This is a genomic window from Microbacterium sp. (assembly GCF_031178525.1).
Taxonomy (GTDB): Bacteria; Actinomycetota; Actinomycetes; order Actinomycetales; family Microbacteriaceae; genus Microbacterium.
The window spans coordinates 1-11,949 of sequence record NZ_JAPSJA010000062.1; the positions used below are offsets into that span (position 1 = coordinate 1).

The window sequence follows — 11,949 nt, forward strand, 5'->3', positions numbered from 1 at the left end:
TGAGGGAAACGCCCGGTCACATTCCGAACCCGGAAGCTAAGCCTCACAGCGCCGATGGTACTGCAGGGGGGACCCTGTGGGAGAGTAGGACACCGCCGGACTTCTCTTAAGTAAGATGGCCACCCAAGGTTGGGTGGCCATCTTGCGTTAACAAGCAAACAGGGAGTCAGAATGTCGGAAGAGCAGCGGGACCGCCGGGACGGCGAGGGCGCGCACGATCGACGTTCGGGCTCCGAGCGGAAGCCTCGGTACTCCGATTCGTCGAGCGCCTCGAGGCGCAATGACGACCGTCGGCAGGGCGATCGCAACCAGAGCGATCGCAATCAGCGTGATCGCAACCAGGGCGATCGCAACCAGGGCGAGCGACGTTCGTATGGCGACCGCCCCCAGCGAGATGACCGTCCGCAGCGTGATGGTCGGCCGTATCGAGACAACCGCGAGCATGGTGAGCGGCGTCCGTACGGCGATCGCTCCCAGGGTGAGCGCCGTCCATATGGTGACCGCCAGCAGGGTGGTGACCGTCCCTACCGCGGTGACCGCGCGCAGAGTGGTGACCGTCCGTATCGTGGTGACCGCCAGCAGGGTGGTGACCGTCCCTACCGCGGTGACCGCGCGCAGAGTGGTGACCGTCCGTATCGTGGTGACCGTCCGCAGGGAGCCGACCGTCCGTATCGTGGTGACCGTCCGCAGGGTGAGCGTCGTCCGTTCGGTGACCGTCCGCAGGGTGAGCGTCGCTCCTATGGTGACCGTCCGCAGGGTGAGCGTCGTCCGTACGGTGACCGCCAGCAGGGTGGTGACCGTCCGTATCGGGGTGACCGCCCGCAGGGCGAGCGTCGTCCGCAGGGCGAGCGTCGTCCGCAGGGTGAGCGTCGTCCGTACGGTGACCGCCAGCACGGTGGCGACCGTCCGTACCGTGGTGACCGTCCGCAGGGTGAGCGTCGCCCCTATGGCGACCGCCAGCAGGGTGGTGACCGTCCGTACCGCGGTGACCGCCTGCAGGGCGAGCGCCGCCCCTATGGTGACCGCCAGCAGGGCGACCGCCGGGGGCCGGGAGACAGGAATCAGGGTGACCGTCGGCCCTATGGTGACCGTCCTCGCACCGATCGTTCGCAGCGCGACGATCGCGGTGACCGCCCCGAGCGTACCCGCTCCGAGTTCGCGCCGATCCGCGAGCGCGTGCCGGAGCCGCCTCTGCCCGAGGAGATCACGCCGCGCGATCTGCATCCCTCGGCGCGCAACGAACTGAAGACGCTCAGCAAGGAGAACGCCGAGAACGTCGCGCGTCACCTTGCGATGGCGGCTCGGGTGATCGACGAGGATCCGCAGCTCGCGTACGAGCATGCTCTGGTGGCATCCCGCAAGGCCGGCCGTGTGGCCGTGGTCCGCGAGACGCTCGCCATCGCCGCGTACGCCATCGGTGATTTCGCGCTCGCCCTGCGTGAGCTGCGCACCTACCGTCGCATCTCCGGCAAGGACGACATGATCGCGCTGATCGTGGATAGCGAGCGCGGCGTCGGACGACCGGACCGAGCGCTCGAGGAGGGGAGGACGGTCGAGCGTTCCGCGTTGACGCCGGACGTCCGTGTCGCCCTCGCGATCGCCATGTCCGGTGCGCGTCTCGACCGCGGCGAGTTCGAGCTCGCCCTCGGTGAACTCGAGATCCCCGAGCTCGATCCCGATCGCGCGTTCGAGTGGAGCCCCGCGTTGTTCTCCGCCCGTGCTGCAGTGCTCGAGGATCTCGGGCGTGCTGACGAGGCCGCGTTCTGGACCCAGCGCGCTGAGGTCGCCGCATCCGCGCTCGGCCTCGACGGCGAGTTCGACGAGATCATCGTCGAGGACGGCCTCATCGATGACCCCGATCTCGATGACGCCGATTTCGATGACGATCTCGCCGACGGGCAGGACGAGGCGGGCCTCGACGACGCCGAGTCCGCCGAGGACGACGATCAGGATGCTCCGCCGGCTGCCGGCCCGGCAGACGAAGCCGCGGCCGATGCCCCCGCGACCGAAGAAGCCGAGGAGGTCTCCGGGAGGAGCGCGGAGGACGACGCCTGATGGGCCTGTTCCGCCGCTCGCAGCCCGCGGCGACTCCGCTGACCGGTCGCGACGTGCTGCTCGCCGACCTCGACGGCGTCGTCTACGCAGGACCGAACCCGCTGCCGCACGCCGTCGAGAGCCTCAACCTGGCAGCCGAGTCCATGCGCCTGGGGTACATCACCAACAACGCGTCCCGCACCGACGCCTCGGTAGCGGGACACCTGAGCGAGCTCGGGCTGTCCGTTCGCCCCGACGACGTGGTCACCAGTCCGCAGGCGGCCATGCGACTGCTGTCGACCATGGTGCCGGCTCCCGCGACGATCCTGATCGTCGGCGGAGACGGCCTCGTCGACGAGGCGGAGAAGGCCGGATACACGGTCACCCGCAGCGCTGAGGATTCCCCCGCCGCCGTGGTGCAGGGATTCGCGCCCGAGGTCGCCTGGACCGATCTCGCCGAGGCCGCCTTCGCTCTGCAGACCCCCGAGGATGAGGGCGGCATCCCCTGGATCTCCACCAACACCGACTGGACCATCCCGCGTGAGCGTGGCGTGGCTCCCGGCAACGGCACACTCGTGTCGGCGGTGCACACCGCGATCGGCCGGCTCTCCACCGTCGCGGGCAAGCCCGAGACCCCGATCTTCGAGGAGGCCGTCGCCCGCTTCAGCGCGACGTCGCCGCTCTTCCTCGGCGACCGCCTCGACACCGACATCATGGGCGCCTCCCGCGCCGCTATCGACTCCGCGCTCGTGCTAACCGGCATCGACCGGCCCAAGCATGTCCTGGCCGCACCGCAGGGTTCGCGCCCGGACTACATCCTCAGCGACCTGCGCGAACTGCACCGGGCCTACCCGCGGACCGCCGAGAAGGACGGCGTGTTCACCGTTGGCCGTGCGTCCGTGCGCGTGATCGACGCCGACGTGCAGATCCTCGCGGAAGGCGACTCGCAGATCGACCTGCTGCGGGCCGGAGCGGCCGCGATCTGGGCGACAGGACTCGCGATCTACGCGTTCCGCGTGCCAGAGAAGCTGTACGCCGATCCTTTCCACAGGCCCTGAGCGTCGCCCGTCGAGCGTGCGCCCGCCGCGTTACAGTGGTCGGATGGAGCACACGCGAGACGAGCCGACCGACGCGCTCTGGAGCCGGCTGCGCCTGATCGAAGGTCAGCCCCTCGCGTCGCGCGCCGACGCATACGGCGCTCTGCACGATGAGCTCATGAAGCGACTCGAGAACGTGCCGCGCTCCGACGCACGCGACCAGGCGCCGGGCGCCCGATGACGCGACTGGATGCCGCCCTCGCCGCGCGCGGGCTCGCACGCTCGCGCTCGCATGCCGCGACCCTCATCGCGGAAGGGCTGGTCCGGGTGAGCGGTCGCCCCGTCGTCAAGGCCTCGACGCCGGTCGCCGATGACGCGGAGATCACCGTCGACGGCTCCGACCACTACGTGAGCCGCGGCGCGCAGAAGATGCTCGCCGCGCTGGACGGCTTCGGCATTCCCGTCGCCGATCGCCTCGCCCTCGACATGGGGGCCTCTACGGGTGGGTTCACACAGGTTCTCCGCGAACGCGGCGCCCGCAAGGTGCTGGCGGTCGACGTCGGGCACGGACAGCTCGCCGGTGAGATCGCCGCCGACCCGGGAGTCGTCGCCGTCGAGGGCTTCAACGTCCGCTACATGACCGCCAGGTCGCTGGCCGAGGCCACTGGTGAGCAGAGCCGTCCGGTGCTGGTCACCGGTGATCTGTCGTTCATCTCGCTGGCCCTGGTGCTGCCCGCCATCGCGGAGACGGCTGCGCCCGGTGCCGACGTCGTGCTGCTGATCAAGCCGCAGTTCGAGGTCGGCCGCACGGCGGTCAAGGGCGGACTCGTCACCGACCCGAGTACCAGGGTCGACGCCGTCGAGCGAACGCTGTGGAGCGCGCGCGACGCGGGCCTTGGCACGCTGGGCGTCCTGCGCTCTCCGATCCTCGGCACGCACGGCAACGTCGAGTACCTGGTCCATCTCGCGCCCGGGCGCGGAACGGATCCGACAGAATGGACGGAGCAGATCGCGAGGGTGGCAGGAGGACGATGAACGAGCGCAACATCCTGGTCGTCGCCCACGCCAAGCGTGAAGAGACCGTGCACGCCGCGCTTCGCGTCATCGGCGCACTGCGGGAAGCGGGTGCGATCCCCGTGATCCCCGCCGCGGACCGCGCGGAACTGACTGAGGCCGACGAGCGCTTCCACACAATCCCCGTCCTCGGCGAGGATGTCGCGACCCACGACCTCGAACTCGCGATCGTGCTGGGCGGAGACGGCACGATCCTGCGCGCGGCGGAGATGGTGCGAGGGTCCGACGCACCGGTGCTCGGCATCAACATGGGTCATGTCGGCTTCCTCGCCGAGATCGATCGCGATGACATGGATGCCGCGGTGCACCGGGTGATCGCTCGTGACTACGAGGTCGAGGAGCGCCTCGCGCTCTCGGTGCGAGTGAAGGATGCCGCTGGCGCGGTGGTGTACGAGACCTGGGCGCTGAATGAGGCGACGGTCGAGAAGGCCAGTCGCGAACGCATGATCGAGGTCGTCGTCGAGATCGACGGCCGGCCGCTTTCGAGCTTCGGATGCGACGGCATGGTCGTCTCCACCCCGACCGGATCGACCGCCTACAACTTCTCGGCCGGGGGACCGGTGATCTGGCCCACAGTCGAGGCCATCGCCGTCGTGCCGCTGTCGGCGCACGCGCTGTTCGCCAAGCCGCTCGTCGTCGGACCGGAGGCCGCTGTCGCGATCGAGATGCTCGAACGCACCGATGGCACTGGAATCCTGTGGTGCGACGGCCGGCGATCACACGAACTGCCGCGCGGAGCCCGAGTGGTGATGCGACGATCGGCGGAGCCGGTGCGCCTGGCGCGGCTGCATCCGACTGCTTTCACCAACCGGCTGGTCCGAAAATTCCAGCTGCCCGTCGAAGGATGGCGAGGAGCGTCATGATCGACGAGATGCGCATCCGCGGCCTCGGCGTGATCGACGACGCCGTGCTGCCCCTGGGCCCGGGCTTCACCGCCGTCACCGGCGAGACCGGCGCGGGAAAGACCATGGTCGTCACCGGGCTGGGACTGCTGCTCGGCGCTCGCGCCGACTCGTCGGCGGTGCGAGCCGGCGCCGCGCAGGCATCGGTCGCCGGCGTCTGGCTCGTCCCACCCCAGGGCGCCGTCGCCGACATCGTGGCAGACGCGGGCGGCGACCTCGAACCGGCGGGAGACGCCGCCGAGCTCTACGTCTCCCGCACGCTGACCGCCGAGGGCCGTAGCAGGGCCAGCGTCGGCGGTCGCTCGGCGCCGGCCGGCGTGCTGTCGTCGCTGGCAGAGGAGCTGGTCGTCGTGCACGGCCAGTCCGACCAGCTGCGGTTGCGATCGACCGCCGCGCAGCGAGAGGCACTCGACCGATTCGGCGGGGCGGCGGTCGCTGAGGCACTCGCTCAGTACGAGGAGCGCTACCGCGCGTGGCGCAGGCTCGACGAGGAGATCACCGAGCTCACCGCGAACCGCGACAGACGGGCTGCCGAAGCGGCGCAACTGCGCGAGGAGCTGGCGGAGATCGAGCAGCTCGACCCGCAGCCAGGTGAGGACACCGCCCTGAACGAGCGCGCGGAGAAGCTCGCCAACGCCGAGGAGCTGCGTCTGGCGGCATCCGTCGCGCGCACGGCCCTCTCCAGCGAGGAGGGTGACGTCGACGTCACCTCGCTGCTGGCCGAAGCCCGTCGCTCCCTGGAACGCGCTGCGGATCCGCAGCTCGCCGACATCGCCGAGGCGCTCGCCGACCTCGGCTATCGCACCGCCGATCTCGCGTTGCAGCTCTCCGCCTACCTGGCCGACCTCGACGAGTCCGGCCCGCACGAGCTGGCTGCGGTCGAGGAGCGCAGGGCCGCCCTTGGCGGGCTGCTGCGCAAACACGGGACGATCGACGAGGCGCTGCATCTGTGGGAGACAGGGTCCGCCCGGCTGGCCGAACTCGACGACGACGGCGACCGCATCGAGCGCCTGCAGGCCGAGGCCGCCGACAGCCGGGCGCAGCTCGACGAAGCCGCCGTGAGGCTCACTGCGGTGCGCACAGAGGCGGCCGAGCGGCTGTCGCGCGCGGTGACCGAGGAGCTGCACGCCCTCGCCATGCCCGACGCCCGGCTCGAGGTGCGAGTCGCCCCCGGCGCCGAGAGCGCCCACGGGCGTGACGACATCGCCATCCTGCTGGCCCCGCATCCCGGCGCAGAGCCCAGGCCGGTCGCGCGCGGAGCATCCGGCGGCGAGCTGTCGCGTGTGATGCTCGCGATCGAAGTCGTCATCGCGGGAACGGACCCGGTGCCCACGTTCGTCTTCGATGAGGTGGACGCCGGCATCGGCGGCGCCGCCGCGATCGAGGTGGGCCGCCGGCTGGCTCAGCTCGCCAGGACCTCTCAGGTGATCGCCGTCACGCACCTCGCCCAGGTCGCCGCGTTCGCGACCAACCATCTCTCGGTGGTCAAGGCCAGTGACGGCACCGTCACCGCCTCCAGCGTCACACGGCTGTCCGGTGCGCAGCGCGAAGAGGAGATGGCCAGACTGCTGTCGGGATTGGCCGATTCGGATGCGGCGCTCAGCCACGCCCGCGAACTGCTGAGCCTCGGCTCGGAACCGAACTGATAGGATAGAAGCCCGTGATGAACTCTTCCAGCGCGGGGTACGCGAACGACACCCAGTCCACGACGAAGCACATCTTCGTGACAGGCGGTGTCGTTTCCTCTTTGGGCAAGGGACTTACCGCCGCCAGCCTCGGCAACCTGCTCACCGCACGCGGACTGCGCGTCGTCATGCAGAAGCTCGATCCCTATCTGAACGTGGATCCGGGCACCATGAACCCGTTCGAGCACGGCGAGGTCTTCGTCACGGATGACGGCGCCGAGACCGACCTCGACATCGGCCACTACGAGCGCTTCCTCGGCATCGACCTGACCCGCTCCGCCAACGTCACCACCGGCCAGATCTACTCGCAGGTGATCGCGCGGGAGCGTCGCGGCGACTACCTAGGCGCGACCGTGCAGGTGATCCCGCACATCACGGATGAGATCAAGCGCCGCATGCGCCTGCAGGCCACGGAAGAGCCGCGCCCCGACGTGATCATCACCGAGGTCGGCGGCACCGTCGGCGACATCGAGTCCCAGCCGTTCCTCGAGGCGGCACGTCAGCTGCGGCACGAGCTGAGCCGCGACAACGTGTTCTTCGTGCATGTCTCGCTGGTCCCGTTCATGGGGGCTTCGGGCGAGCAGAAGACCAAGCCCACGCAGCACTCCGTCGCCGCGCTCCGCCAGGTCGGCATCCAGCCGGATGCGCTGGTGCTGCGCAGCGACCGCCCGGTGAGCGATAGCAACCGCAACAAGATCGCCCTGATGTGCGACGTCGACGCCGAGGGCGTCGTCAACACCGTCGATCTGCCGAGCATCTACGACATCCCCTCCACGCTCAACGAGCAGGGGCTGGACTCCTACATCGTGCGCCGTCTCGGCCTCGATCAGAAGGCGGCCGAGGTCGACTGGACGCGCTGGAACAAGGTGCTGCACGCCGTGCACAACCCCAAGCACGAGGTCACCATCGGCCTGGTGGGCAAGTACATCGACCTGCCCGACGCCTACCTGTCGGTGACGGAGGCGCTCAAGGCCGGCGGCTTCGCCCAGGAGACCAAGGTCAACATCCGCTGGATCGCCTCCGACACCTGCGAGACGCCCGAGGGCGCCGAGAAGGCCCTCGCCGATGTCGACGGCATCTGCGTCCCCGGCGGTTTCGGCATCCGCGGCATCGAAGGCAAGCTCGGCGCGCTCCGCTTCGCTCGCGAGCAGGGCATCCCCGCCCTCGGACTGTGCCTCGGCCTGCAGTGCATGGTCATCGAGTTCGCGCGCGACGTCGCCGGCATCGAGGGGGCGTCCTCGACCGAGTTCGACCCCGAGACCTCGGAACCGGTCATCGCGACCATGGCCGAGCAGATCGAGATCCTCGATGGCGGCGACCTGGGCGGCACGATGCGCCTCGGCCTCTACGAGGCCGCGCTCGGCGAGGGATCGCTGGCGCGCGAGCTGTACGGCGCGGAGGTCGCCTCCGAGCGTCACCGCCACCGGTACGAGGTCAACAACGCCTACCGCACGCGCCTCTCCGAGGCGGGACTCGTCTTCTCGGGCCTGAACCCCGACCTCGACCTCGTCGAGTACGTCGAGCTGCCGCGCGACGTGCACCCGTTCTACATCGCCACCCAGGCCCACCCCGAGCTGCGCTCTCGTCCGACCACCCCGCACCCGCTGTTCCGCGGACTGGTCGGCGCCGCCATCGAGCGGCACCACGCGAGCGAGCTCTTCACCGAAGACGCCTGATCCGCATGTCCACTGCGCCCGCCGCTGACGCGCCGCTGAGAGACGAGCCATTCGAACCCGAGATCGTCAGCAGCGATCTCGCGTTCGAGGGCGCGGTGTGGGACGTCCGCGACGACCGGGTGCGTTACGGCGACGGAGATATCCGCCGTCAGTACGTGGCGCACACCGGGGCCGTCGCGGTCGTCGCGATCGACGACCTCGGCCGCGTGCTGCTGATCCAGCAGTACCGGCACCCGATCCGGTATCGGGACTGGGAGCTGCCTGCCGGGCTTCTCGACGTCGCGGGGGAGGAGCCTCTTCTCGCCGCACAGCGGGAGCTGGCCGAGGAGGCGGACATCACGGCTGACCACTGGCGGCCGCTGGTGTCGTCGTGGACCACGCCGGGCGGCAACGACGAGATGATCCACCTGTTCCTCGCCACCGGCATCTCCGCGGCCGAAGCCGCGCACGCCCGCGAGGACGAGGAGGCGGACATCCGCATCGAGTGGGTGCCGCTGTCGGATGCGGTCGAGGCGGTGCTGGAGGGGCGGATGCACAACGGCATCCTCTCCATCGGCGTGCTCGCCGCCGAGCGGATGCTGCGCGCCAGCCACTGAACTGCGGACGGAGGCTGAGGTGCGGCTCGATCGAGCACTGGACGCGTATCTGCGCCACGTGACGATCGAGCGCGGCCTGTCGCAGCACACCATCGCGGCATACCGCCGAGACCTGGGCGGCTACCTGGACTGGCTCGCGGGGCGCGGTGTCGACACGACGGAGGCCGTGACGGCGCCCATCGTGGCCGAGTTCATCGCCGAGAGATCCGCCGCCGTGCCGCCGCCGGCCGCCACGAGCCTCGCACGGCTCCAGTCGTCTGTGCGCGGTTGGCACCGCTTCCTCGCCAGGGAAGGCATCTCGCAGGACGACCCGACGGGGAGGATGCGTCCGCCCAAGACGCCGCAGCGACTTCCCAAGGCGCTCACGATCGACCAGGTCGAGCGGCTGCTGGCCGCACCGGCGGCCGACGAGCCGATGGGGATCCGAGACCGCGCGCTGCTCGAACTGCTGTACGCGACCGGTGCCCGCGTGTCGGAAGCGGTCTCGCTCGACGTCGACGATCTCGCCTACGGAGACGTGCTCCGGCTGCGTGGCAAGGGCGACAAGGAGCGCATCGTGCCTGTCGGCTCGTTCGCGCGTGCCGCCGTGGACGCGTACCTCACCCGCGTGCGTCCGTCTCTGGCGGCGAAGGGCCGCGCGACGGCGCGTCTGTTCCTCGGCGCGCGCGGGGCGCCGCTGTCGCGGCAGAGCGCCTGGCTGGTGATCCGCGCGGCGGCGGAACGTGCCCAGATCACCTCCGAGGTCTCGCCGCATACGCTGCGGCACTCCTTCGCCACGCATCTGCTGCAGGGCGGTGCCGACGTGCGCGTCGTGCAGGAGCTGCTCGGTCACGCGTCGGTCGCGACCACTCAGATCTACACGCACGTCTCCGTCGACACACTGCGCGACGTGTACGCCACATCGCATCCTCGGGCCCGATGAGGCATCCGCGGACGCGATGAGCTCCGCGCCGCGCGCCGGGCCCTACCGCAGACTGGCCTGCCGCTACAATCGACCAAGCACGGAAGGCAGGAAACGGTGGCGGAGAAAGCGGCGAAGTCCAGGACGAAGGCGGCGAAGGGCGACGACACCCCTATCGGCCCGACCGGTCGTCCGTATCACGGCTTCGACGTCCCCGCGCCGCTGGCCTCGCACGGTCCGGCGCGCATCATCGCCCTGTGCAACCAGAAGGGCGGCGTCGGCAAGACGACGACCTCCATCAACCTCGCCGCCGCGCTCGCGGAGTACGGGCGCAAGGTGCTCGCGGTCGACTTCGACCCGCAGGGTGCGCTGTCGGCCGGACTCGGCATCCAGACCCACGAGGTGCCCACCGTCTACGACCTGCTGCTCGACACCAAGCGGGATGCCCACGACGCGATCGTGCGCTCGTCGGTCGAGGGGCTCGACGTCATGCCCGCGAACATCGACCTGTCGGCCGCTGAGGTGCATCTGGTCAACGAGGTCGCCCGCGAGACGATCCTGTCGCGCGTGCTGCGTCAGGTCGCAGGCGAGTACGACGTCATTCTCATCGACTGCCAGCCTTCGCTTGGTCTGCTGACGGTCAACGCCCTCACGGCCGCACACGGCGTGCTCATCCCGCTGGAATGCGAGTTCTTCGCGCTGCGCGGTGTGGCGCTGCTGATCGAGACCATCGACAAGGTGCGCGACCGGCTCAACCCGTCCATCACCCTCGACGGCCTGCTCGCCACGATGTACGACCCGCGCACGCTGCACTCCCGCGAGGTGCTGGAGCGCGTGGTCGAGGCGTTCGGCGACGATGTGCTCGAGACCGTCATCGGCCGCACCGTGAAGTTCCCCGATGCCTCGGTGTCGGGCGTCCCCATCACCGAGTTCGCGCCGGAGCACGCAGCCGCCCAGGCCTACCTGCGACTGGCGCGGGAGCTGGTCGCACGTGGCGCAGTCGCCTGAGGGCTCCGACGAGTCCGTCCCCTCCACCACCGTCGCCGACACGGGCGAGGGCTTCCGCGTCTCCCTGGCGAACTTCGACGGACCGTTCGACCTGCTGCTGAACCTCATCTCGAAGCACGAGCTCGACATCACTGAGGTGTCGCTGAGCAAGGTGACCGACGAGTTCATCTCGTACCTGAAGGAGCTCGACGGCGAGTATGAGCTCGATCAGGCGTCGGAGTTCCTGGTCGTCGCGGCGACACTGCTCGACATGAAGGTCGCCGGGCTCCTGCCGCAGGGTGAGCTGGTCGACGCCGAGTCCGTGGCGCTGCTCGAGGCGCGCGACCTGCTGTTCGCCCGGCTGCTGCAGTACCGGGCGTTCAAGGAGGTGTCGGCATGGTTCTCGCGTTGCCTGCAGCGCGAGGAGCGCCGGCACACGAGGGCGGTTCCGCTGGACGAGAAGCACCGGCGGAGGACGCCGGAGCTGGTGTGGTCGCTGAGCGCGGACGACTTCGCGGCGCTCGCGCTGCTCGCCTTCGCGCCGAAGGAGATTCCCACCGTCGGTCTCGACCACCTGCACGCTCCGCTGGTCAGCATCCGCGAGCAGGCGGCCGTCGTCGTCACCCTCCTGCGCAGCACCGAATCGCTCACGTTCCGTGAGCTCGTCTCGGGCGTGGCCGAGCCGGGCATCGTCGTCGCCCGCTTCATCTCGGTGCTCGAGCTGTACCGCCATGCAGCGCTGTCGTTCGAGCAGCTCGAGCCGCTCGGAGAACTGACGCTTCGCTGGTCGGCCGAGAGCTGGTCGGACGAGCAGCTCGCCACACTCGGAGCCGACTATGACCGTTGAAGGAGAGACCATGACGCCGGATGCCGGTGCCGAGACCACTGCGCAGAGCATCTCCGAGGAGCACCTGGAGTCGCCTCTCGCCGAGCGCGTCGAGGCGGTCCTGCTGATCGTCGACGAGCCGATCTCGCTCGTCGCCCTCGCCGCCGCCGTGCACGCGCCGGTGCCAGCCGTGCGCCAGACGCTCGAGTCGCTGGTCGATGACTACGACGG

The 11,949-nt window shown here is 69.8% G+C and carries 12 protein-coding genes, 1 rRNA gene and 1 pseudogene; 13 read left to right on the forward strand and 1 reads right to left on the reverse strand.

The window, feature by feature from the left end:
• Window positions 1-101, forward strand: a 5S ribosomal RNA gene (gene rrf / locus RIF89_RS06055); the annotation flags it as partial.
• A gap of 46 nt (window positions 102-147) precedes the next feature.
• On the opposite strand, the gene RIF89_RS06060 is transcribed toward rrf, so the two are convergent.
• Window positions 148-1,224 carry a hypothetical protein gene (locus tag RIF89_RS06060; RefSeq protein ID WP_309068237.1) on the reverse strand — a complete coding sequence of 359 codons (1,077 nt, stop codon included), beginning with the start codon at window positions 1,222-1,224 and terminating at the stop codon, window positions 148-150.
• On the opposite strand from RIF89_RS06060, the gene RIF89_RS06065 reads away from it, so the two are divergent.
• The 12 genes and pseudogenes from RIF89_RS06065 to RIF89_RS06120 form a co-directional block, all read left to right on the forward strand.
• On the forward strand, window positions 1,177-2,055 hold the full coding sequence (locus tag RIF89_RS06065) for a hypothetical protein (protein ID WP_309068238.1): 879 nt from the start codon (window positions 1,177-1,179) through the stop codon (window positions 2,053-2,055). The two genes, RIF89_RS06060 and RIF89_RS06065, sit on opposite strands and share 48 nt — an antisense overlap.
• Window positions 2,055-3,092: an HAD-IIA family hydrolase gene (locus RIF89_RS06070; RefSeq protein WP_309068239.1), complete on the forward strand. Its 1,038-nt coding sequence runs from the start codon at window positions 2,055-2,057 to the stop codon at window positions 3,090-3,092. Before RIF89_RS06065 ends, RIF89_RS06070 begins: the two co-directional genes overlap by 1 nt.
• A 43-nt stretch (window positions 3,093-3,135) precedes the next feature.
• Window positions 3,136-3,312 carry a hypothetical protein gene (locus RIF89_RS06075; protein ID WP_309068240.1) on the forward strand — a complete coding sequence of 59 codons (177 nt, stop codon included), beginning with the start codon at window positions 3,136-3,138 and terminating at the stop codon, window positions 3,310-3,312.
• Window positions 3,309-4,106 carry a TlyA family RNA methyltransferase gene (locus RIF89_RS06080; RefSeq protein ID WP_309068241.1) on the forward strand — a complete coding sequence of 266 codons (798 nt, stop codon included), beginning with the start codon at window positions 3,309-3,311 and terminating at the stop codon, window positions 4,104-4,106. Before RIF89_RS06075 ends, RIF89_RS06080 begins: the two co-directional genes overlap by 4 nt.
• Entirely contained in the window at window positions 4,103-5,008 is a 906-nt protein-coding gene (locus tag RIF89_RS06085; RefSeq protein WP_309068242.1) for an NAD kinase, read from the forward strand. Before RIF89_RS06080 ends, RIF89_RS06085 begins: the two co-directional genes overlap by 4 nt.
• Window positions 5,005-6,693: a DNA repair protein RecN gene (gene recN / locus RIF89_RS06090; protein ID WP_309068243.1), complete on the forward strand. Its 1,689-nt coding sequence runs from the start codon at window positions 5,005-5,007 to the stop codon at window positions 6,691-6,693. Before RIF89_RS06085 ends, recN begins: the two co-directional genes overlap by 4 nt.
• Before the next feature lie 17 nt (window positions 6,694-6,710).
• Window positions 6,711-8,408, forward strand: coding sequence for a CTP synthase (locus RIF89_RS06095; protein WP_309068244.1), 1,698 nt, complete (start codon window positions 6,711-6,713; stop codon window positions 8,406-8,408).
• A gap of 5 nt (window positions 8,409-8,413) precedes the next feature.
• The gene (locus tag RIF89_RS06100; protein ID WP_309068245.1) at window positions 8,414-9,004 is read left to right on the forward strand and encodes an NUDIX hydrolase; all 591 of its coding nucleotides are present in this window, start codon (window positions 8,414-8,416) and stop codon (window positions 9,002-9,004) included.
• A 19-nt stretch (window positions 9,005-9,023) separates the two neighbouring features.
• Entirely contained in the window at window positions 9,024-9,926 is a 903-nt protein-coding gene (gene xerD / locus RIF89_RS06105) for a site-specific tyrosine recombinase XerD (RefSeq protein ID WP_309068246.1), read from the forward strand.
• 96 nt (window positions 9,927-10,022) lie between these two features.
• Window positions 10,023-10,913 (forward strand): ParA family protein, encoded by an 891-nt coding sequence (locus RIF89_RS06110; protein ID WP_309068247.1) that lies wholly within the window; start codon window positions 10,023-10,025, stop codon window positions 10,911-10,913.
• Window positions 10,897-11,739, forward strand: coding sequence for a ScpA family protein (locus tag RIF89_RS06115; protein WP_309068248.1), 843 nt, complete (start codon window positions 10,897-10,899; stop codon window positions 11,737-11,739). Before RIF89_RS06110 ends, RIF89_RS06115 begins: the two co-directional genes overlap by 17 nt.
• 10 nt (window positions 11,740-11,749) lie before the next feature.
• Window positions 11,750-11,949: pseudogene (locus RIF89_RS06120) on the forward strand (SMC-Scp complex subunit ScpB); the annotation flags it as partial.

What these genes read in the sequence shown, in the direction of transcription:
- RIF89_RS06095 (WP_309068244.1), top strand. Translation starts at nt 6,711, where the DNA reads ATGAACTCTTCCAGCGCGGGGTACGCGAACGACACCCAGTCCACGACG.
- recN (WP_309068243.1), top strand. Translation starts at nt 5,005, where the DNA reads ATGATCGACGAGATGCGCATCCGCGGCCTCGGCGTGATCGACGACGCC.
- RIF89_RS06080 (WP_309068241.1), top strand. Translation starts at nt 3,309, where the DNA reads ATGACGCGACTGGATGCCGCCCTCGCCGCGCGCGGGCTCGCACGCTCG.
- RIF89_RS06070 (WP_309068239.1), top strand. Translation starts at nt 2,055, where the DNA reads ATGGGCCTGTTCCGCCGCTCGCAGCCCGCGGCGACTCCGCTGACCGGT.
- RIF89_RS06085 (WP_309068242.1), top strand. Translation starts at nt 4,103, where the DNA reads ATGAACGAGCGCAACATCCTGGTCGTCGCCCACGCCAAGCGTGAAGAG.
- RIF89_RS06075 (WP_309068240.1), top strand. Translation starts at nt 3,136, where the DNA reads ATGGAGCACACGCGAGACGAGCCGACCGACGCGCTCTGGAGCCGGCTG.
- RIF89_RS06100 (WP_309068245.1), top strand. Translation starts at nt 8,414, where the DNA reads ATGTCCACTGCGCCCGCCGCTGACGCGCCGCTGAGAGACGAGCCATTC.
- RIF89_RS06060 (WP_309068237.1), bottom strand. Translation starts at nt 1,224, where the DNA reads ATGCAGATCGCGCGGCGTGATCTCCTCGGGCAGAGGCGGCTCCGGCAC.